23 protein-coding genes are annotated in these 21541 nt (G+C 40.7%); 9 read left to right on the top strand and 14 right to left on the bottom strand.

All coding sequences use genetic code 11. From position 1 onward, the window contains the following. Positions 1–172: 172 nt before the first annotated feature. The 4 genes from G6W43_RS01580 to G6W43_RS01565 form a co-directional block, all read right to left on the bottom strand. A complete protein-coding gene (locus tag G6W43_RS01580) occupies positions 173–484 on the bottom strand; it encodes a hypothetical protein (RefSeq protein WP_194168992.1) in 312 nt (103 codons plus the stop codon). Positions 485–595: 111 nt separating this feature from the next. After that, positions 596–1369, bottom strand: a complete 774-nt coding sequence (locus tag G6W43_RS01575) for an ABC transporter ATP-binding protein (RefSeq protein ID WP_194168991.1) — start codon at positions 1367–1369, stop codon at positions 596–598. Continuing rightward, entirely contained in the window at positions 1369–2376 is a 1008-nt protein-coding gene (locus G6W43_RS01570) for a FecCD family ABC transporter permease (RefSeq protein WP_194168990.1), read from the bottom strand. Before G6W43_RS01570 ends, G6W43_RS01575 begins: the two co-directional genes overlap by 1 nt. Before the next feature lie 3 nt (positions 2377–2379). Next, a complete protein-coding gene (locus G6W43_RS01565; RefSeq protein ID WP_103595773.1) occupies positions 2380–3435 on the bottom strand; it encodes an ABC transporter substrate-binding protein in 1056 nt (351 codons plus the stop codon). Positions 3436–3654: 219 nt separating this feature from the next. Here G6W43_RS01565 and G6W43_RS01560 point away from each other — a divergent pair, with 219 nt between their 5' ends. Together G6W43_RS01560 and G6W43_RS01555 are read left to right on the top strand one after the other, a co-directional pair. Then, a complete protein-coding gene (locus tag G6W43_RS01560) occupies positions 3655–5886 on the top strand; it encodes a nitric-oxide reductase large subunit (RefSeq protein ID WP_194168989.1) in 2232 nt (743 codons plus the stop codon). A 71-nt stretch (positions 5887–5957) separates the two neighbouring features. Further along, a complete protein-coding gene (locus G6W43_RS01555) occupies positions 5958–6512 on the top strand; it encodes a DUF1523 family protein (RefSeq protein ID WP_194168988.1) in 555 nt (184 codons plus the stop codon). A 13-nt stretch (positions 6513–6525) separates the two neighbouring features. On the opposite strand, the gene ybeY is transcribed toward G6W43_RS01555, so the two are convergent. After that, entirely contained in the window at positions 6526–6963 is a 438-nt protein-coding gene (gene ybeY / locus G6W43_RS01550; protein WP_103599007.1) for an rRNA maturation RNase YbeY, read from the bottom strand. 24 nt (positions 6964–6987) lie between these two features. Between ybeY and queC the strand changes: the two genes are divergently transcribed. After that, positions 6988–7686: a 7-cyano-7-deazaguanine synthase QueC gene (gene queC / locus G6W43_RS01545; RefSeq protein WP_141090123.1), complete on the top strand. Its 699-nt coding sequence runs from the start codon at positions 6988–6990 to the stop codon at positions 7684–7686. 56 nt (positions 7687–7742) lie between these two features. Here queC and G6W43_RS01540 read toward each other — a convergent pair whose 3' ends face one another. Beyond that, positions 7743–8387, bottom strand: coding sequence for a hypothetical protein (locus tag G6W43_RS01540; protein WP_194168987.1), 645 nt, complete (start codon positions 8385–8387; stop codon positions 7743–7745). A gap of 219 nt (positions 8388–8606) precedes the next feature. On the opposite strand from G6W43_RS01540, the gene hcp reads away from it, so the two are divergent. Continuing rightward, the gene (hcp, locus tag G6W43_RS01535; RefSeq protein ID WP_021087657.1) at positions 8607–9935 is read left to right on the top strand and encodes a hydroxylamine reductase; all 1329 of its coding nucleotides are present in this window, start codon (positions 8607–8609) and stop codon (positions 9933–9935) included. A 33-nt stretch (positions 9936–9968) separates the two neighbouring features. On the opposite strand, the gene G6W43_RS01530 is transcribed toward hcp, so the two are convergent. The 5 genes from G6W43_RS01530 to mobB are packed head-to-tail and all read right to left on the bottom strand — an operon-like array spanning position 9969 to position 14445. After that, complete coding sequence (locus tag G6W43_RS01530; RefSeq protein WP_103646105.1) at positions 9969–10946, bottom strand: ferrochelatase; 978 nt, start codon at positions 10944–10946, stop codon at positions 9969–9971. Beyond that, a complete protein-coding gene (gene metG / locus G6W43_RS01525; RefSeq protein ID WP_194168986.1) occupies positions 10947–12869 on the bottom strand; it encodes a methionine--tRNA ligase in 1923 nt (640 codons plus the stop codon). A 15-nt stretch (positions 12870–12884) separates the two neighbouring features. Beyond that, entirely contained in the window at positions 12885–13103 is a 219-nt protein-coding gene (locus G6W43_RS01520; protein WP_103636528.1) for a hypothetical protein, read from the bottom strand. Next, a complete protein-coding gene (locus G6W43_RS01515; RefSeq protein WP_242047600.1) occupies positions 13103–13966 on the bottom strand; it encodes a class 1 fructose-bisphosphatase in 864 nt (287 codons plus the stop codon). The genes G6W43_RS01520 and G6W43_RS01515 overlap by 1 nt, the downstream gene beginning before the upstream one ends. Continuing rightward, entirely contained in the window at positions 13966–14445 is a 480-nt protein-coding gene (gene mobB, locus G6W43_RS01510; protein WP_021092954.1) for a molybdopterin-guanine dinucleotide biosynthesis protein B, read from the bottom strand. The genes G6W43_RS01515 and mobB overlap by 1 nt, the downstream gene beginning before the upstream one ends. A 121-nt stretch (positions 14446–14566) precedes the next feature. On the opposite strand from mobB, the gene G6W43_RS01505 reads away from it, so the two are divergent. Beyond that, positions 14567–15046: a hypothetical protein gene (locus G6W43_RS01505; protein ID WP_009294586.1), complete on the top strand. Its 480-nt coding sequence runs from the start codon at positions 14567–14569 to the stop codon at positions 15044–15046. Here the strand turns inward: G6W43_RS01505 and G6W43_RS01500 are convergent. Genes G6W43_RS01500 through gltX form a run of 3 tightly spaced genes read right to left on the bottom strand, consistent with a single transcriptional unit; the run spans position 14967 to position 18179 of the window. Beyond that, complete coding sequence (locus G6W43_RS01500) at positions 14967–16604, bottom strand: lytic transglycosylase domain-containing protein (RefSeq protein WP_194168984.1); 1638 nt, start codon at positions 16602–16604, stop codon at positions 14967–14969. The two genes, G6W43_RS01505 and G6W43_RS01500, sit on opposite strands and share 80 nt — an antisense overlap. Next, positions 16582–16875 carry a YggT family protein gene (locus G6W43_RS01495; protein WP_149711905.1) on the bottom strand — a complete coding sequence of 98 codons (294 nt, stop codon included), beginning with the start codon at positions 16873–16875 and terminating at the stop codon, positions 16582–16584. The genes G6W43_RS01500 and G6W43_RS01495 overlap by 23 nt, the downstream gene beginning before the upstream one ends. A gap of 8 nt (positions 16876–16883) precedes the next feature. Next, positions 16884–18179 (bottom strand): glutamate--tRNA ligase, encoded by a 1296-nt coding sequence (gene gltX, locus G6W43_RS01490; protein ID WP_149711904.1) that lies wholly within the window; start codon positions 18177–18179, stop codon positions 16884–16886. A 147-nt stretch (positions 18180–18326) separates the two neighbouring features. On the opposite strand from gltX, the gene mscL reads away from it, so the two are divergent. The 4 genes from mscL to G6W43_RS01470 all read left to right on the top strand — a co-directional run bounded on the left by mscL (position 18327) and on the right by G6W43_RS01470 (position 21533). Further along, on the top strand, positions 18327–18725 hold the full coding sequence (gene mscL / locus G6W43_RS01485) for a large-conductance mechanosensitive channel protein MscL (RefSeq protein ID WP_148784547.1): 399 nt from the start codon (positions 18327–18329) through the stop codon (positions 18723–18725). A gap of 99 nt (positions 18726–18824) precedes the next feature. Continuing rightward, a complete protein-coding gene (locus G6W43_RS01480; RefSeq protein ID WP_194168983.1) occupies positions 18825–19463 on the top strand; it encodes a Crp/Fnr family transcriptional regulator in 639 nt (212 codons plus the stop codon). 120 nt (positions 19464–19583) lie between these two features. Further along, positions 19584–20156, top strand: coding sequence for a cytochrome c3 family protein (locus G6W43_RS01475; RefSeq protein ID WP_084040850.1), 573 nt, complete (start codon positions 19584–19586; stop codon positions 20154–20156). Between the two features lie 9 nt (positions 20157–20165). Beyond that, on the top strand, positions 20166–21533 hold the full coding sequence (locus tag G6W43_RS01470) for a multiheme c-type cytochrome (protein ID WP_194168982.1): 1368 nt from the start codon (positions 20166–20168) through the stop codon (positions 21531–21533). Positions 21534–21541 lie beyond the last annotated feature (8 nt).

The following is a 21541-nucleotide window of genomic DNA, read 5'->3' as shown; positions in this document are numbered from 1 at the left end:
AAAAAGGTTCAGTCTAAGCTCTCTGTGGCAAAATGGCTCAGGGTCTAAAAGCACCTTTATTTTTGCGCTATACCTAAATTTATCTTGCCTAGCAAAATTTAACCTTTCGCAAAGTTTTTTAAATTTACACTTGTGGCATGCTGAAATTTGATATGGCGAGATTTTTTATCGCTTACTCCCAAACTCCCATATCGTCGCCGATTATATTGCTATCACCCTCTTTTTGACTAATCCAAACCCACTCTTTGACATTTTTAGTTATCCACTCGTTTTTAATGGCGTGTTTATAAACAAATAGACCCAAATTTGCCAAGTCATTCTCATCACCCTTTGTGTGAAAAGTATTTTTGTCAATCCTAATCAGATTACATTGTTCGGCAAGTCTATCCAAATACTCGTAAATTACGTCTAGCTTATACTTTTTCTCTCTTAAAACCTTTTCTTCATCGATCACGATCTTTGTGCCTAGTAGTGGGTAAGCCATTGTTATCCTTTTAAATTTATTTTGCATTTTAGCATTTATGATTAGTAAATTTAAGTAGAAATTTTAGATAAAAAGAGTGATCTGCCCTTAAAAATTTAAGAGCAGATAAATTTATAGTGGATAAGTGAGGCAGCAGTTTCTTTTTACTTCGTCGATGTAGCTCACGTTTAAATTTAGTCCGTAAAGCTTGCTTAAATTCTCACTTCTAATGATCTCATCAACCGTGCCAAATCCAACCTCGCCATCACCCTTTACAAGTGCCACATATCCGCCAAGAAGCACGGCAAAGTCAGGGTTGTGAGTGGTTAGCACGACCGAGTAGCCAAGCTCTTTTAGCCATTTGACGGTGCGTAGGAATTTATACTGGTTGCCAAAGTCAAGCGCGCTCGTTGGCTCGTCAAATATGATCATCTTTGGCTGCGCAGCCATCGCACGAGCGATCATACACATCTGCTTTTGACCACCACTCATCTGTGTGATGAAGCGATCCTCAAGATACTCGATCTCAAGCTTTTTGGTGTAAATTCTAGCAATCTCCTCATCCTCTTTGCTAGGTCTTGCAAAGATACCAAGGTGCGCCGCGCGTCCCATCGTGATAAACTCAAGTCCGGTGTAGTCATACTCTGTAACCTCGCTTTGAGCCACGTACGCCATGATCTTAGCGCGCTCTTTGTTGCTTAGGCTATCTACATTTTTGCCATCAAGGAAAATTTCTCCAGAAACTGGCTTTAGCGAGCCGCTTATTAGCCCAAGAGTTGTTGATTTGCCAGCTCCATTTCGACCAAGAATGGTTAAAATTTCCCCAGCGCCTATCTTTAAATTTACATTTTCTAGTTTGCCAGCCCCATTTGGGTAGCTAAAGTTTAAATTTTTAACTTCAAGCATCACGCAACCTTTTTATTTCGCCATAAAACCCAGACGAAAAATACCGTGCCGATAAAGCCAGTAAGTACGCCAAGAGGCACTTCGCTCACGCTTATGCTGCGCGCTAAAGTATCTACAAAAAGCAAAAATATCGCGCCCATAAATATACTTGCAGGCATGCTTTTTATGTTATTTGCGCCAACTAGCATGCGCGCTAAGTGAGGCATGAGAAGTCCCACCCAAGCGACTATACCGCTTATGCAGACGCTGCAGGCTGTAAGAAGCGTAGCGCAGATGATGATGACGGCGCGCTCAAAAGCCACATTTACGCCTAGTCTTGCCGCACTCTCGTCGCCAAGAGAGAGCAAATTTATACGCCAGCTCATGGCGATAAGTAAAATGGCGCAGATGATCATTACAGGAGCTATGTATTTTAAGTTGTCACTATCAAGCTTTGCAAGGCTACCAAGCTGCCAATAAACAATGTCAGGTAGCTTTGTCTCAGGGTCGGCGACATACTTTAAAAAGCCGATCACTGAGCCCATGAGGCCACTTACGATGATACCAGAAAGAACCAGCATAAGCGTGCTCGTGCGCCCCATCATCTTTGGTATGGCTAGCGTGATAGCAACGGCTGCTAGGCCAAAGCCAAAGGCAAAAGCCTGCACCCAAAATAGCGATAGATCAAAGATGATGGCAGTGGCTGCTCCCACGCAAGCACCAGCCGAGACGCCAAGAAGATCAGGGCTTACTAGCTGGTTTTTAAAGACGCCTTGATAGGCTGCACCACTCACGCTAAGAGCAGCTCCAACAAGGATAGCTGCGATGATACGTGGGATGCGTAAATTTTCTATCACATTTGTGATGTTGCTAGCTGCACCATCTCCAAAACCAAAGCTGTGAGCCAGCACACTAAAGACGTCGTTAAATGGTATGTAAAATCTACCAACGCCAAGTGCGACAAAGGCGCAAACAAGCGTTAGTAGAGCTAAAAAGATAACAACTATTGAAAAATTTGCGTTTTTCATATCTTACTTACTGCTACCATCTGGATTTAGGCCTTTTAAGATATAGCCATACTCTGTATCGGTAAGCTCGTGACCTAAAAACTCTTTATAAAACTCTTTTGTTTTTACTTTCATATCGACATCTTTAAATAGATCTGGTTGGATAGTTTTTGCTGCCCATAAAATTTGAAGTACGTTTTCAGCACCATATCTATCCCAGCTAAATACACCTTTTGGGTTGCCGTAAATTTTGCCGTTTTTAACAGCGTTTGAGCCAGAGAATGCAGGGTGCTCTTTTATCTTTTTGATCTGTGCGTCTGTGTCATTGCCGCCAACGATGATGATATCAGGGTTTGCATTGATGATCTCTTCAGCGCTAACTTCGATCATTGAACCCTCAGTATTGATAGCATTTACACCGCCACCTAGCTTTATCCAAGTGTTTTGGATTGTGTTTGTACCATCAATTTTTAGCAAATTTGCACCACCAAGAAGGTGAAGTACTTTTGGACGTTTAGCATCAGGGATGCTTTTTGTTCTTGCTGTTACAAACTCAGAGTTATCGTGGATTTTATTAGCAAGTTTTTCAGCTTTTTTTCTAGCGTCATCAGTGCCTATAACTTCAGCTGTTGCGTAGATGCTTTTTTCCATATCTGGATAGTCTCTAAAGATCAAATTTACCGCGCTAAAGCCGTTTTTGATAAGCTCGTCTTGGTAGTTTTTGTTAGAAACTATGATAACATCAGGGGCAAGCTTAACAAGCTCTTCGATTTGAAGGTCTTTGCCGTTTAGTGCAGCTGGTAAATTTTTAAGTTTTGGATAGATGTGCTCAAACCACTTGTTGGTTTTGATCAGATCAGTTGTGGCTACAACCTTATCCATACCGCCAAGTGCTAGGATGATCTCGTTGTTTGCATTCCACAGTGCTGCGATCTTCTCAACCTTTTCTGGGACGCTTACTTTTACGCCTTGCATATCGGTTATGCTTCTAGCAGACTCAGCTGCGCTTAGGCTAAGAGCCGCAAAGAGTGAAGCAACAAGGCCTATTTTAGCCACTTTGTGCATAAAATTCATTTGCATATTTTTTCCTTTTTTCGTGTGAAATAGTTTGGTTGGTATATTACTGCTATTTACATTAATATTATGTAAAATTTGCATATACATTATGAAAAAAATGCATATTTTTGTAAATTTCTATAAAACTAATAGGATAAATATTCTCCTTTTATTGATATATGTCATTAGTCACTATTTTGAAATAAGATAAACTTTCTCCTAAATTTTAAAAAAGGAGAATCAATGCGTGAATACAAAAGATACTGGCTCGCACTTGTTGCTGTGATGGTAGTTTGCTTTAGTATTTTAGGCTACTATGGCGTTGAGGTTTATAGAAATTCGCCTCCAGTTGTAAATTTTACTGACGAAAATGGCAAGGTCGTAATCGACAAAGAGAGTATCTACAAAGGTCAAGAGGCTTGGCAAAGCATAGGCGGTATGCAGGTTGGCTCTGTTTGGGGACACGGGGCATATCAAGCGCCTGATTGGAGTGCGGACTGGCTTCACAAAGAGCTAGTTGCCTTTTTAGAGATCAAAGCTGATGAAATTTATCATCTAAAATACGCTGATCTAAACGCCGAGCAAAAAGCAAATTTAAAGGTTTTGCTCAAAAAAGAGTATAGAGAAAATAGCGTAAAAGACGATAAATTTGTGCTAAGCGCTGATAGGCTAAAGGCTGTAAGTCAAGTAGCTAGCGAGTATGCTGCGCTTTTTGGCAATGATCCTAAATTTAAGCCTTTAAGAGAAGCTTATGCGATGAAAGAAAATACGCTTCCAAATGCTAGCGACAGAGCCGATCTAAACAACTTCTTCTTCTGGTCAGCCTGGGCAACAGCCACAAACAGACCTGGTAGCGAGGCAACCTATACAAACAATTGGCCGCACGAACCACTAATCGATAACGTGCCAACAAGTGAGAATGTCTTTTGGTCGATTGCAAGCCTCGTGATACTTCTAGCTGGCATTGGCTTGCTTGTTTGGTTTAGCTCATTTTACGGCAAAAAAGATGATGAAAAGCTTGAGCCAATTAGCGAAGATCCGCTTAAAAAGCTAAATTTAACTCCGTCACAAAAGGCGCTTAAAAAGTATCTTTTTGTAACTTTAGCTCTTTTTGTGTTTCAAATTTTTATAGGTGGTTTTACAGCTCACTACACAGTCGAAGGACAAGAATTTTATGGCATAAATTTATCGGACTACATTCCTTATTCGCTTGCTAGAACGTGGCATATACAAGCTAGTATCTTCTGGATAGCGACCGGATTTTTAGCAGCTGGATTATTTTTAGCCCCTATCATAAATGGCGGCAAGGATCCAAAATTTCAAAAGCTTGGCGTTGATCTGCTCTTTTACGCGCTACTTTTCCTTGTAGTTGGCAGTTTTGTGGGTGAATATTTAGCTATCGCAAACATCATGCCTATAAATTTAAGCTTCTGGCTTGGACATCAAGGATATGAATATATCGATCTTGGACGAGTTTGGCAGATCATTTTGTTTGTTGGTCTTGTCATCTGGATGCTTCTACTTCTTCGTGGATTTGCAGGCGGGTTTAAAAACAAAGGCGATAAAAATTTACTTGCTATCTTTGCTATGTCAGCGATTGCGGTTGGCTTGTTTTACGGAGCAGGGCTATTTTATGGTCAAAGAAGTCCGCTTCCAGTGATGGAGTACTGGCGCTGGTGGGTTGTACACCTTTGGGTTGAGGGCTTTTTTGAAGTGTTTGCGACAGCCTCACTCGCCTTTGTCTTTGTCTCGCTGGGTCTTGTCTCAAAAAGATTTGCGACATTTTCAACGCTTGCAAGTGCGTCACTCTTTATGGTAGGCGGCATCCCAGGCACCTTCCATCACCTCTACTTTGCAGGCACTACAACGCCTATAATGGCTATTGGTGCAAGCTTCTCAGCGCTTGAGGTCGTGCCTTTGGTCTTGCTTGGAGCTGAGGCATATGAACACTACAAACTCCAGTTTGCTCAAAGCTGGGCTAAAACGCTTAAATGGCCACTTTATTGCTTCATCGCAGTTGCCTTTTGGAATATGCTAGGCGCTGGCGTCTTTGGATTTTTGATAAATCCTCCGATCTCGCTATTTTACATCCAAGGACTAAATACAACGCCAGTTCACGGACACGCAGCGCTATTTGGTGTTTATGGATTTTTGGCACTTGGCTTTGTTTGGCTTGTGGCTACTTATCTATTTAAAGGGCAAGAATTTGATGAAAATTTGATGAAAGTTGGCTTTTGGGGCTTAAATGCAGGGCTTATGCTAATGATCGTGCTTTCACTTCTTCCAATAGGCATCTATCAGGCATTTGCAAGCCTAGATCAAGGTATGTGGTATGCTAGAAGTGCTGAGCTTTTGCAGCAGTCACACTTGCAAAATTTAAGATGGCTAAGGATGCTTGGCGACACGATCTTGATAATCGGCGGCATCTGCTTCTTTGCTCAGCTTTTAAAATTTATGCTTAACAAAAAGGCTTAAATTTATAGGGGCGCTTTGCCCCTTTGTTTAAGCTATCTTTTCATAAAATAGCGCAAATTTAAAGGATAGAAATGATCAAATTTATAAAAAGAATTTGCGTTAGTTTTGTCGTGCTTTTGCACCTATTTTTGGCTCTTGTGGTTGATTATTCATTCCCACACTACGCAAGCGTGCAGATAACTGGCGGTGACGTAAAACGCATGGACAAAGATGGCATAATAGACGCTAAAAACCCAGCCGATGGGCCTGTTAGAGATGTCTATTTTATCTACGCAAAAGATGCGCAAAATGACCAAAAGGTGATGGCTTATAGAAACGAAGATACGGCGTGGGGATTTCCATTTTATTTTAAATTTAACTCAGCAGACATCCAAGCCAAGGCTCAAGGCTTTGCAAATAGCGACAACAACGTCACTATCAAATACTATGGATATAGAATTTCTATGCTAAATGAGTTTAGAAACGTGATCTCGGTAAAAGATAGCGGCACAAGTACTAGCTGGCCTATCGCTAGCTACGTGCTTTACTTCATCTTATTTATCTCGCTTGTTATCTGGATAAGAAAGATAAATAAGGCTTTTGCGCCAAAAGTTGAAAATTTAGAGACGAAAAAAGAGAGTGTTTAAATCAGGGGCTAGATCAGCCCTTTTTGTTTATAAGATCAATTAGCCTAACGTCCTCACTTCTTACGATTAGGCTCTTTGGTAGGTTAAATTTAGCTATCACTTCGCACTCTTTTTCTCTCATCTGCCCATCATCTTTTTCGTGATCATATCCCAAGATATGCAGCAAGCCATGTGTGAAAAGTAGCGCAGTTTCAGCCTCTTCGCTGTGATTTAGCTCGGCAGCTTTTTCTTTTACCATATCTTTGTTTATGACGATTGAGCCAAGTGGGGCGTGGATGACAAGCTCAAGGGGGAAGCTTAAGACGTCGGTGGTTTTGTCTATGCCACGCTCGGATCTGTTTAGCTCTCTCATCTCATCTTTGTTGATAAAAACTAGCTCAACTTCACCAGGCGTTAGATATGAGCAAATTTGATCTAAAATTTCAGGATAACTCTCTTCGCAAAGTATCATTTTTGGCTTGTCCTTAGTAAATTTTTGTATAATTTTAGCAAATTTAAAGGGCAAAATATGAAAAAAGCAGTTTGTATAATGAGCGGCGGTATGGATAGCACGCTTTGCGCTGTGATGGCAAAAAGGGCTGGATATGATGTGGTTGCACTTCATTTTGACTATGGCCAAAGGACGATGAGGCGAGAGAAGCGCGCGTTTGACGAGATATGTGAGCAACTGGGCGCGGTTAAAAAGATAAACCTTGATGTTAGCTTCATCGCTCAAATAGGCGGAAATTCGCTAACTGATGCGAGCATGCAGATAAGAAAAGATGGCGTTAGCAAGGACGTGCCAAACACCTATGTGCCGTTTAGAAATGGCGTATTTATCTCAATCGCTGCTGCGCTTGCCGAAAAAGAAGGGGCACAGGCGATCTACATAGGTGTGGTCGAGGAGGATAGTTCTGGGTATCCTGACTGCAAAGAGAGCTTTATAAAAAGCATAAATGAGGCGATAAATTTAGGCACGTCGGCTGGGTTTTCTTGCAAGATTATCACGCCGCTTGTAAATTTAAGCAAGGCTGATATTGTCTCAAAGTCGCTTGAGCTTGGCTCACCAATAGAGCTAACATGGAGCTGCTACGAGAGTGAGGACGAGGCTTGCGGGCTTTGTGATAGTTGCAGGCTAAGGCTAAATGGCTTTAAAAAAGCAAATGCCGTTGATAAGATCCCTTATAAAAAGTGAAATTTGGCTTGAAATTTAAAAGCTAGCCACTATAAATTTAGTAGCTAGCCTAAAATTTACTCTAAATTTAGCTCACTTATCTGTTTTGCAAGCTTCTCTTTGTACTCAGCCAAAGAGCTTTTGATGATATTTGCATAGTCATTTTGATTTACCAAAAGATACTCCTCTTTGCGTTTTACAACCGTGCTTAGCTCCTTGTTATTTACGCTTAAAGTGGTGCTTATATCGGCATTTAGACCAACTTTTACCGCTCCAAGCGTTAAGTAAGTCCAAAGTTTTTCTATCTTTGCATTGACGCTTATCGTATTCTTGTCTATTTCATTTTCATTTTTTATGACCTGGTAGCCGTTGCTTCTAAAGGCGTCCTCGATACGCGCCCTTACTATGCTAGTTGTCCTTTGCTTATTTTCTAAAATGACGTTCCATAGCCCCTTGCCATAGCTGTTTCTGGTTCTGCCGATGTATTTTTGCTTCTCTTTTGCGCTAACTTCATTTACATTGTGCTTGTATAAAGATGGGGTGCTTGCTTGTTTTGGGTCGTTTTCAAAAACCCTCACATCTTTGACGCTTTCGATGTAAATTTTGGTTTTTTTGCTAATGCTTGAAGGCGCTTGCTCGTCTGGCAAACTCACAAATATCCCCTTTGGAGCGCAGCCACAAAGCATAAAAGCGACAAATACCGCGAGTAATAAATTTTTCATTTTCATCCTTTAAATAAAATTGAAATGTAAATCGTTTTTTTGTAAATTTTATTAAGTCTTTGTGGTAAATTTCAAATTTATATTTTGATATCCATAATCATAAAATCTTAAATTTAATAACTAAAATTTAAATTTAAATTTCCTTGACTGCTATCAACCAAAATGGCTAGCCACATAGGATAAAATCCGCTTAAATTTTTAAATTCACAAGGAGAAAAGATGAAAGATATGAAGATGTTTTGCCATCAGTGCGAGATGAGCGCTGAGGATGGATGCGGTGCAAAGGGCCAGCCTATGGGCACCTGTGGTAAGAGCGACACGCTAGCGCTTTTACAAGATACGATGGTTTTTGGCTTAAAAGGCCTTAGCGCATACCGCCACCACGCGCACGAGCTTGGCGCTGATACTAGCAACGTTGATCGCGTTATGGCTGATACGCTTTATTTTACGCTTACAAACTCAAATTTCAACTTCGACGAGCACATCAAGCAGCTTCTTGAAGTAGGCGGTGCTGGCGTTGAGGTGATGAACCTACTAAGCGAGGCTCACACGGCTAAATTTGGCATTCCAACACCAGTTAGAGTGAGCCAAAACAAGGTCGAGGGCAAGGCGATCTTAGTTAGTGGACACAACTTACATGCCCTAAAAGCGCTACTTGAAGCGACAAAAGATAAAGGCATCAACATCTACACTCACTCAGAGATGCTCCCAGCTCACGGATACCCAGAACTACGCAAATATAGCCACCTAAAAGGCAACGTCGGCAAGGCGTGGTTTGACCAAACTAAGCTATTTAACGAATTTAAGGGCGCGATACTAATGACAACAAACTGCATCGTGCCACTACGCTCAAACTGCACATACGCTGATAGGCTATTTGGCTACTCGATCGCTGGCACAAACGGCGTAAAACACATCGAAAACGACGACTTCACACCACTTATCGAGTGCGCACTAGCTTGTGGCGACGTTAGCGGCTTTGATAGCGACGAGAGCCTAGTAACTGGCGGCCACTACAAGACTATCCTAACTTTAGCCCCACAAATTTTAGACGCGATAAACACAGGCAAGATCCGCAGATTTTTCGTGATCGCTGGCTGTGACGCGCCTGGCAAGGGACGTGAGTACTATAGAGAGCTAGCTGCTAGCCTTCCAAAAGACTGCGTGATACTTACTTCAAGCTGTGGCAAATTTAGATTTAACGACATCGACTTTGGCAACGTCCCAGGCACCGAGCTACCACGCTACATCGACCTTGGTCAGTGCAACGACAGCAACGGCGCGGTTAAGATCGCTCTAGCACTAAGCGAGGCAACAGGCATCGCAGTAAATGACTTGCCAGTTTCTATCGTGCTAATGTGGATGGAGCAAAAAGCGGTCATCATCTTGCTAGCGCTATTTAGCCTTGGTATCAAAAATATCAACGTAGGACCTAGCTTGCCTAAATTTTTCAATGAAGAGATCATAAATTTCTTAGTGGATAAATTTAACGTTAGACCAATTAGCGGCGACGCGCAAGCTGATCTAAAATACTTCTTAGGTGAGTAAAAAACTGCCAGGGCTTAGGCTCTGGCTTTAAATTTAAAAGAGTCCGCTTTGCTCTTTGCTTTGACTTAAGCTATCAAGTAGATCTTCTTTTTTGCAAAGCACAAGGGCGTAGACGAAATTTTGTAGCTTCTTTATCTCGTCTAAATTTTCATAAAAAATGGCATTTTCAACCTTTAGCGTGCTGTCTTTTGGCAGGCAAAATTTAAGCTCGCTCTCGCTGAAATTTCGCCTTAGAAATATACTTTCAGTCAAAAATAGCTCCTCGTCTTCTTCAGCTATCACCGCTCTAAAACTGCTACCAAAACCAACTGGCTTAAAGTCTTTGTCGATAAAGACTGGGTCAAAGTGCGATGAAATCCTGCTCTCTGTCACTTTAAAGCCGATATTGTTTTTCTTAAGATAGCCAAGAAGTCCGCAAAACATCCCAGCAAAAACCCGGGGGATGGATAAATTTTGATAGTATTTGTCATCGTAAATGAGCGTTGTAAAAAAGATCGAGCTTGGATTTAGCACGCTTATGTTTGTATCAGTCCAGGCTGTCTCGTAAAGTAGTGAGAGCCTTTGAAGTATCCTCGTATCGTCGCTAAAAAATGTGTCAAACAAATTTGCATGGAAAATTTTGTAAAAAAGCTCGGTTAAATTTTCAGGTATGACGTGGGCATTTTTTTCAAGGTGCGACTTCTCTAAAAGCGCTTTTATGAAGGGATTGACCGCGCAAAATTTGATATTTTTATGGATCGCCTCAAAGCGCATGAGCTTGATGATAGCCGTTTGCAGGCTTGCTACCTTGATAAAGGCTATCTCTTCGTCGCTTGGCGTGATGTCCTCTTCGCTAATGATAGCGTAGGCGCCTTGCTTTATCGCAGGTGCGATCTGATCGCTTTGCGTGGCGATGAGAGCGTAGCCTCGTTTTATATTTTTAGCCTCAAACGCGAAGCTAGTCACGCTTGAGATGCTTGGGTTGTTTAAAATTTGCCCATTTATTATGTGGGTTAAATTTTCTATCGTCATTTAGCCAACGATCGCGCCGTTTTTGACCTTGCCCTGCGTGCCAAGAAGCGTTAGCGAGCCGTCTGATGCGCTTAGGATCATGCCTTGTGAGACATATTTTTTCATCATTGTTCGCTCTTTTAAATTTGCTAAAACGCAAACTTGCTTGCCCACAAGCGAGCTAGGCTCGTAGTATTTGGCGATGCCAGATAAAATTTGACGTGGCTTCTCCTCGCCAAGATCTATCTTAAATTTAAGCAGCTTCTCGCTACCCTCAACCCTCTCGCATTCGAGCACTTCGCCTACTTTTATCACAATTTTGGCAAAGTCATCAATGCTAATGATATCTTCTTCTTTTTTCTCCTCTTTTGGCTCAGCTTTTGCCTCTACTTTTGGCTCGCTTGCCTCGCCCATTAGCTCTTTTTCTATCCTTGGGAAGAGTGGCTCAGTAGCTTTTGCCACAAAATTTGAAATTTCATTTTTTAATACAAGGCTTTCGTAAGAAGCCGTATCTATGCTAAAGCCAAGCGTGTCAGCTATCTTGGCACAAGTTTTTGGCATAGCTGGGCTAAGCAGTATCGCCACTTTTGCAAGTAAATTTGCGCAAAGTGCCACAAGTGCGTTTGCCTCGTCACTTTTGCCAGCTTTTACAAGCGACCATGGCTCATACTTTGCAACGGCTGCGTTTGCAAGCGTTACGACCTTCCAAAGATCCTCTAAATAGCGGTTTGTCGCTAAATTTTCTAAATTTTTTATCGCCTCATCAAGATAGCCCTTCGCCTCATCAAGCTCGGCTTTGTGAAATTTGATCACATCTTTTGAGTCGATCTTGTAGTCGCTATATTTTGCGCTCATGCCCACAATTCGGCTTAGCAAGTTGCCAAGTCCGTTGCCAAGCTCTGAGTTTATGCGCTCGATCAAGGCTTTTTGGCTGTAGTCACCATCTTGTCCAAAAGGCACCTCTCTAAGCAAAAAGTATCTGAAATTTTCAAGTCCATAAGCGTTTGCGACCTCTCTTGGGTTGATGACGTTGCCCTTGCTTTTGCTCATCTTTTCGCCATCTATCGTCCACCAGCCGTGCGCTGCGACGTGTTTTGGCAGTGGCAAGCCAAGGCTCATCAAAAATGCCGGCCAATAAACTGCGTGAAAGCGCAAGATATCCTTGCCAACAATGTGTGTTGTATGCGGCCAAAAGTCCATTCTAGCGTTATCTCTTGAGTATCCTAGTGTTGTTAGGTAGTTTATGAGTGCGTCAAGCCAGACATACATAACGTGTTTGTCGTCGTTTGCGCTCTTTGGTAGCTTTATGCCCCAGTCAAAGCTCGTTCTTGTCACAGATAGATCTTTTAGTCCGCCTTTTACAAAGCTTACGACCTCGTTTTTCTTGCCCTTTGGGATGACGCAAAGCTCGTCATTTTCGTACCATTTTAAAAGCGCGTCCTCGTATTTTGAAAGTTTGAAAAAGTAGCTCTCTTCTTTAACTAAAGATGTCACGCGGCCGCAGTCTGGACAGCGGTTGTCCTCAAGCAGGTCTCTTTGGTTAAAAAATGTCTCGCAGCTAACGCAGTAAAAGCCCTCGTACTCGCCCTTGTAGATATCGCCGTTTGCTTGCATCTTTTCAAAGACATTTTGCACGGTTTGCTTGTGCTCTTCGTCGGTTGTTCTTATGAAGTGGTCGTAGCTTATCTCAAATTCATCCCAAAGTGATCTAAATTTCGCACTGATCTCGTCTGCATACTCTTTTGGCGTCTTGCCTCTCGCGCGAGCTGCTTGCTCGATCTTTTGACCATGCTCATCTGTGCCGGTCATGAAGTAGGTCTCTTTGCCTTGCAAGCGGTTAAATCTAGCTAGCGTATCAGCGATGATAGTCGTGTAGGCGTGGCCGATGTGTGGCACGTCATTTACGTAATAAATCGGAGTGGTTATATAAGCTTTTTCTTTCATATTTTTCCTTTAAATTTAAAAATCAAATCCGCCGTCACTGCCGGTGTTGCCTTTTGACATCGAGTTGTAGCAGCTATTTACATACTCTATCCTAGTCTCGCAGTCAAAAAATGCCTCGCAGTTAAAACAGCTTTTGCGCCCTTTTTGCTCTTGACACTCTTGCATAACTTTTGCCTTTTGCTTTAGGGCTAGCTCAAATGCGTCAAGTGGCTCGTTTGCTTGTGTTTCTTGCATTATTTTTGCTCGTAAAATTTATGCAAAAGAGAAATTTCATCACGCGAACCAAAGAAGCATGGCGTAGTTTGGTGAATTTTTTCTATTTTTATATCAAAAAGTGTTTGATTTTTGCCATCTGTCGTTGCGCCCTTTGCGTTTTCATATATAAAAGCAAATGGCAACACCTCAAAGACAACCCTTAGCTTGCCATTTGGATGATCGCTCGTTGCTGGGTAGCTAAAAAGACCGCCACCTTTTAGTAAAATTTGATGCAAGTCGCTCACCATCGCACCTGAGTATCTTAGCCTGTAGCCATCGTTAAATAGCTCGTTTATGAAGTTTCTATGAGTTTGGCTCCAGCCTTTTTGCGTAGCTCCCGTGGCGTTTAGCTTGCCTTTTTCTTTTAGCTCAAGCTCTTTTACAAATTTAAACTCGCCATCTTTGCCAAGCCTATAAAATTTAGGCAAAGCGCCCTTTTTCTCGGCAATTACAAGTTCAAGTCTTGGACCATAGATGCTGTAAGCTGCGGCTATTAAATTTTCTGGTTTTACCTCGTCTTCGTAGATGCCAAAGATCGAGCCAACGGCGAAATTTACATCAACTAAGCTTGAGCCATCAAGTGGATCGTAAGCGATGATAAATTTAGCATTTTTATTTATCTCAAGTTCGTCCTCTTTCTCTTCGCTAATTAGCGCTTTTACGCATGAAAGCTGCTTAAATTTAGCCGTGATGATCTCATCGCTTTTGACGTCAAGCTTTAACTGGGTGTCGCCAGTTGCGTTTTCGTGAGTTGTGTAGCCAAGATCGGCGTATTTTATGACCTCGCTTATCTCTTTTGCGATATCTTTAATGGTGTTAAAAATTTGGTTTAGTTCTTGCATTATACAGCCTTTGCATTTTTGATTATCCACGCACAAATGGCGTCTATATCGTCTAAATTTAGATTTGTGATCTCGTAGGGGATCTGCTTTTTATAAGTGGCGATCGCGTCTGAAAAGCTAAGATATGCTTCATCGATCTCGCCTCTAAAGACGCTTAGTCTTGGCAGTGGCAGTGTCTTTAGCCCCTCTACTAAGAGCATATCAAACTCGCCGATCATCCTTATGACCTCGTCTATGCCTTGCGAGCTTTGTGAAAAATAAGTCGTTCTAGTCGGACTCATCACGACTACGTCAGCTCCTGCCTGAGAAAATTTAAAGCTATCCTTGCCTTCAACGTCAAATTTGGCCTTGTCGCCTGGGTCGTGTTTGACCACAACGACCTTTAGCCCATCATCTATAAATTTTTTTGCGACTTTTAAAATAAGCGTCGTTTTTCCGCTATTTGAAGGGCCAGAAAAAGCAATGGCAAGTCTTTTCATAAGAGCCTTTTTGGTTAAAATTTCTTGCGATTATAGCTCATATTGGCTTTAAAATTTATGAGTGAAATTTAAAAAATAAAATGCTAAAATGCGAGAAAATTTAATATTTTAAGAGTTTTTTATGAGAAAATTTACACTATTTTTTATATTTATTTTGATGATATTTGGTTGTGCTGATCAAAAAGTGATCGTGCATGAGCCATTAAAAAATGAGCTTTTAGCCTACACAAGCAAGAGTGAGATCATCGATGGCACCGATAGAACGCTTATAATTGCAACCTATCTAAATCCTATATATAACTCAAATTTAGACGAGAGCAAAGAGCACTTTTTGGTAGCTATAAACCCAAAAGAGCATGCGCAAAATTTGAGCAATATAAAGGTAAATGGTGACTCAAATGCCACAAATGCAAGGCTGCTTGATGAAAACGACGAGATGCTTAAATTTGCTGGATTTTCTATGCCTTGGGCGGTCTATTACGAAGTGACCGCACCAAGTAAGCAAAGTGACGATCTCGCGCTTAGTTTCGAAATTTATCAGTCAAAGCCGGTTTTGTTAAATTTTCGAAAAGTTGCGAAATCTTTATACTGGAACCATTAAGCGCCATATAGATCACGTAGTTTGCAAGCACCTTCTTGCCGTAGTTTCTAGTCTCAGCCACTGGGACTAGCTCGATCGATAAAAATGGCTCAAATCTCCCCTCTTTAAACATATCATCTCTTGTGATGACTTTTTTGGTAAAGCCGATGCCGCCGTTATACGCGTAGGCTGTAAAGAGCGGATGGTAAAGAAATTTATCAAGGTAGTTTAGGTGGTGATTTGCAAATTTAAAGGCAACATCAGTTTTAAAAAGATCGTCCTGGTCAAAATTTGGAATTTTTAGCTCTTTTTTGCCGATCGCATTTGCGAGAAATGGCATAAACTGCATCATACCAAGAGCGTATGAGGTAGAAACGACACTTGGGATAAAGAGGCTCTCTTGCCTAGCAAGTGCGTAGATCATCGACTTTCGCTCAGTGCTGATGCCTTCAAGCTCTGGTGAGTTTGGCATCAAAAAGTACTGCTTCTCCCAGCCATGCGCCTTTTGCATAAAGTATGCGTATGCGCCGATACTTTCGTTTGTGTAAAATTTCATAGCAAATTCGCTTGCTTGCGTGGCGTTCATATCCTTTGCAAGGGCCGCGGTTTTGTTCCATAAAAATGGATCGCTCACGTCAAAATTTTCGATATTTTGCTTGCTAGGTCTTGGTACGATCACTTCAAGCGGTTCGCCACCGACCAAATCTCTTGCGTAAAGTGAGTAGATATTTGCATCTTTACTAGAGCTTAGCTCTTTTAAAAAGCTCTCATCACCGCTTAGCTCATACTGCCAAAAGGTCGCATTGTCTCTTTGCCAAGCCCTATCAAAGGTATTTTTAGCTCTTGTGAAAAAACTAAATGCAACGTCATTTTGACCAAGCAAGATGGCGTTTAGCCCAAGTGTAAATGTGTCACTTTTTTCAGTTACAGCTGGATCTATGCTAAGTAAATTTCTTCTAAAGCCTTCATATTTTTTATTAAATACGACATCGTTTAATAAATTTGTAAAGCCCTTTTGCATGTAGAGCTTGTTCATAAAATTTGCCTCAAAATTTACGCTAAAAAGAGCACTTTTACTTTGCGGGTTTGAAGCGTTAAAAAGCTCTAAAAAGCTCTTTGTATCGTTTAAATTTACAAATGCCTGAGCTGGATTTACTTCATTTAACGCAAGTAAAATTTTGGCTTTTTCTGGATTTGTGCTTGCAAGATTTGCCGCTAAAATTTCACGAGTTTTGCCATCAAGCTTTAGAGAAAAGCTCATCGTTGTTAGTAAATTTTGGCAAGCCAAGCTAGCAGTTGTGATATTGCTTGCGTTTATGCCAGGGCACTTGCTAGGGGCTGCTTTGGGAGGTAAAATTTTATTGATTGATTTTTGAACTAAGCCACTTTTTCTAAAAACGTCGCGTGAAAGCTCAGCTATCTGCTCTTTTGTGTAGCTGCCCTCGTTTATAAGGCGGTTTATGTAGTAGTCTTTTGCAAGGCTTTTTGGCTCGTTTTTTAGCTCTTCGTAGGTGTAAATTTTAGCTAAAAGAGCAACGCAGGCTAAAGAGAGGATACTAAAGTGACGCAGCAAAAACAAATAAAAGCCTTATTAAAAATTGATCTATGAGTTGAAGTGCTAAAAGCACGATGAGCGGGGCAAAGTCGATGCCGTTAAATTCTGTTTTTATATAGCGTCTAATGAAGCTATAAACAGGATCAGTCAGTCTGTAAAGTAGCTGCACGATCGGCGAGCTAGGGTCAGGCTTGACCCAGCTAATGAGAGCCGATGCGATGATGATCCACGTATAGACATTGACGATGATGCTTAAGATGTTTGCGATCGCTGTAAATAGTGTCGAAAGTATCATTTTTGCTCCTAGATTAAAATTTTCGCTAGATCATCTTTTATCAGCGGGTAGAGCTCGCTTAGCTCAGGGCCATGAAGGTCATTTGTGAGCAGCGCACGTAGCGGCATGAAAAAGTTTTTGCCTTTTAAATTAGTAGCGCTCATAAGCTCTTTTTTAAACTCATCAAAGCTCTCGCACGGTTTTAAATTACGAGCCGCTTTTTTGATGATCTCAAATTCATTTTTATACTCATCTGGAGCTATTTTTGGTGAATATATAGCCTCTACTTTTGCCTTTATCTCAGGCACTAGTGAGCTTTCTTGAGTGTAAAATTTAACTAGCTCAGCCTTGCTCTCATCCACGCCAAAGATCTCTTTTATGCGCTCTTTTGAAGCAAGTTTGATGTGTTCTCTATTTATCTGCTCAAGCTTTTTCACATCAAATCTAGCAGGCGAGCGTGAAATTTTAGTTATATCAAACCACTTTACTGCATCTTCTATCGTAAAAATTTCAGTTGGAGTTTTGTTGCCAAGAAGTATCAGATAGTTTGCGATCGCCTCAGGCAAAAATCCCTGCTCAAAGAGCCATTTTACGCTTGATTCGTTCTCGCGTTTGCTCATTTTTTTGCCCTCTATATTTAAAAGGATAGGCAAATGTGCGTAGTTCATCTTACCTGTGTAGCCAAGGCCCTCGCGTATGAGGTCTTGCTTTGGCGTGTTGCTCACGTGATCCTCGCCGCGTATGACAAAGGTCACGCCCTCAAGCATATCATCAACCGCGCATGCGAAGTTATATGTTGGCGTCTTGTCCGCTCTCATGATGACAAAGCTATCAACTGCGTCTGGCTCGAAGCTTAGCTCGCCTTTGATCGCATCTGTAAAGCTCATCGTGCGTGTTGGTTTTTTCATGCGGATGACAAATGGCTTCTCGCAGTTTAAAACTTCAGCGTCGCTTAGCCTCTCGCAGGTGCCGTCATATCTATATGCCACGCCTTGCTCTTTTGCTTTTTGCTTTTTAGCTTCTAGCTCTTCTTCTGTGCAAAAGCAGGCAAAGGCCTTTTTGTCGATGAGAAGCTTTGATGCAAGCTGTCTGTGGAATTTTAAATTTTCACTTTGGATGTAAATTTGCTCTGGTTTTATGCCAAATTTGCTTAAAATTTCTAAGATATCTTTCTCTTTTCCCTCGATATTTCGCTCTTTGTCGGTATCTTCTATGCGTAAAATAAAGCCACTTTTATCTTGCAAAGAACAAATATAATTAAAAATAGCAGCACGTAAATTTCCTATGTGCATATCTCCTGTTGGAGAGGGTGCAAAACGATACATAAGCTCATTCCTTACGTTAAATTTGAAGTTTGGATTATAACACTAGCTTGATAAATTTAAAGTTATGTAATTTTAAATTTTTAGGCTAAGCAAAGCATAGTTTTTATAAAATCCGCACGAAAATTTAACTATTTATAGGAGAAAGCAATGAGTTTTATAAGCGAATTTAAAGAATTTGCAATGCGTGGAAATGTCATAGATATGGCAGTGGGTGTTGTTATCGGTGGAGCATTTGGAAAGATTGTCTCATCACTGGTTGGCGATATTATCATGCCAGTGGTTGGCGTTATAACAGGCGGTGTAAATTTCACTGATCTTAAGCTAACACTAAAAGAAGCAGCTGAGGGTGCGCCAGCTGTTACGATAAACTATGGCTCATTTATACAAACAATGGTTGATTTCTTAATCATCGCATTTTGTATCTTTTGTGTCATTAAAGCTTTAAATTCACTTAAGAAAAAACCAGTCGAAGAGGCACCAGCAGAGCCAGAAACTCCAGCTGATATAGCACTTCTAACTGAGATCAGAGATCTTCTAAAAAAATAAATTCTTAAATCAAAGGGAGAAAGCTCCCTTTGAAATCCGTTAAATTTTGTCCTATTTTTTATGCTAAAATGTTTTTTCATCTTAAAAAGCGAGAAAAATATGATAGAACAGATCCCATTTTTCCAAGGCCTTGACGCCGAGGACCTAGCTAAACTTGAAGCAATCAGTGTTGTTAAAAAATATAAAAAAGGCGAGTTTTTATTTATAGAGGGCGAGGAGCCAAAGTGGCTTACGTTTTTGATAACTGGCTCAGTTAAGCTTTATAAAACTACGGCAAATGGCAAGGAAATTTTTATCCATCAGCTTGCACCTATGAATTTTGTAGCTGAAGTCGTAAATTTTGAAAATATCCCTTATCCTGCAAGCGCCATTTTTACTATCTCTGGTGAAGTTTTAAAGATAAATTATGAAAAATTTGAAGCACAATTTTTAACAAAGCCAGAAATTTGCATGAAATTTCTAAAATCAATGGCTCAAAAGATAAGAATAACAACGAATTTACTTCATCAAGAGCTCATCTTAAGCTCTGAAGAGAAGGTTGCTAGGTTTATTTTAGATCATGAAGATCTATTTAATGAACTAAAGCATACAAAAATTTCATCAATACTCAATATGACTCCAGAAACTTTTTCGAGGATTTTAAATAAATTTAAAACAAATGGTTTGGTCAAACTTGATGAGAAGAACCAAATTCTAGAAAAAAATGTAGATGGCCTACAAGAAATTTATTCTTATTGAAAGTTAATATCAAATAAATATTTTCATTTACTTAAAGAAAAAATTTATATTTTTTTGGATAACATTCACCTAAAATTTTCGTAAAAATTTACGATATATTGATAAATTCAGGAGGAAATTTTGGCTGAAGTTAAGAAGAAATTTTTTGTTTGGTCATCTGTGATAATAGGCATCGTAATCGGCCTTATCGCTTCTATGGGCATAGCTGATGCACTTCATGCTACTGGTAGCGGCTACATCTGTACCATTTGTCACACGATGGATCCTATGAATGCTGCATATCATGAAGACGCGCACGGCGGCAATAACAAGCTTGGCATAAAAGCTGAATGTTCAGCCTGTCACCTAAACCATACAAGTGCCTATACCTATGTACTTACAAAACTTAAAGTATCGATAAATGATGGTTATAAGACATTTTTTACAGATACAGACAAGATCGACTGGCGTAAAAAGCGCGAGCACGCATCTCACTTTGTCTATGATAGTGGATGTTTGACTTGCCACTCAAATTTAAAAAATGTTATTCAAGCTGGTAAATCATTCTTGCCACATAGAGATTATTTCGTTCTTGGAAATCCTAATAAAAAATCATGTGTTGACTGCCACGAGCATGTTGGTCACAAGAATTTAGGACTACAAATCGATAAATTTGAAGCAATTAAAAAACAAGAAAACAATAAAACCAAGTAAGGAGGAGAGATGTTTAAAAAGTCGCTAATGTTATTAGCCTGTCTAATGTCTTTTGGCTTTGCCGCAAACATGGATGCAAATAAATCTGACGCTTTAAACCTTAATGTTGTAAAAAACATTAAAGTTGCTCACAAAATGTCAGACTTATCAAAAAGCTGTGTTGAGTGCCACGCTAAAGAGACACCCGGCATAGTTGCCGATTGGAAAAATAGTCGCCACGCTCACGTTGGCGTAAGTTGTATGGATTGCCACTCTGTAAATGCAGATAATCCTATGGCTTCAGTTAAGGTGCATCCAAAAGATTCTAACAACCATGTTTCAATGCTAGTTAGCCCAAAAACTTGTGCTAAGTGTCACGAAAATGAGGTTGAAGAATCTGTTAAGAGTGGTCACGCAAGAGGTGCTATGCAAATGTATGCTAACCCTGCGATGGTAAAACTAATGTATCACTATGAAGGTATGGATCATCCAGAATACAAAATGGCTCCAGACGCTACTGGTTGTACACAGTGCCACGGAACCGTCATCAAACTAGACGCTGATCACAAACCTACAAAAGAGACTTGGCCAAACTATGGTATAGGCAATGTTTATCCAGATGGTGGCGTAGGTAACTGTAAATCATGCCACAGCGCACACACATTTAGCATAGCTGAAGCTAGAAAACCAGCTGCTTGTGCATCTTGCCACCTTGGACCTGATCACCCAGATATTGAGATCTTTAACAACTCAATGCACGGACATATCTATAATAGCGAAGCTCACAAATGGAATTTTGATGCTGCTCCTGATACATGGGATGTACCAGACTTTAGAGCTCCAACTTGTGCAGCTTGCCACATGAGTGGTGTTGGTGAAACAACAACAACTCACAATGTTTCAAGAAGACTAAAATGGAACCTATGGGGCGTCAGCAGTAAGCTAAGAACAGCTGGTGATGAACAAGCTGCTGTTGTTTACGAAAAAACTGGCAAACTAACCATAGGAACGCCACTTGCAGGTCATCCAAATGGACCAGAAGCAGCAAGAGCTGAGATGAAGCTAGTTTGTAAAGTTTGCCATACATCAACTCATACAGATAACTTCTTCATTATGGGTGATAAACAAGTAGAGCTTTATAACGTTTATAGCGCTGAAGCAACTAAGATGCTTGAAGAGTTGAAAGCTAAAAACTTACTTCTAGAAGATGTTTGGTCAGATGAATTCCAAGATATCTACTATCATATGTGGCACCATGAAGGTCGTCGTATGAGACAAGGCGCTCTAATGGCTGGCCCTGACTATTCACACTGGCATGGTGTATTCGAAGTTAAGAACGACATTAGAAAACTTCGTAAGATCTACAAAAAAAGAATGGAATCTGGTAAAGTAGAGTAATGCTTTTT

It is taken from the genome of Campylobacter concisus (assembly GCF_015229965.1).
GTDB lineage: Bacteria > Campylobacterota > Campylobacteria > Campylobacterales > Campylobacteraceae > Campylobacter_A > Campylobacter_A concisus_BD.
This window is presented reverse-complemented; position numbering and strand designations above follow the sequence as displayed.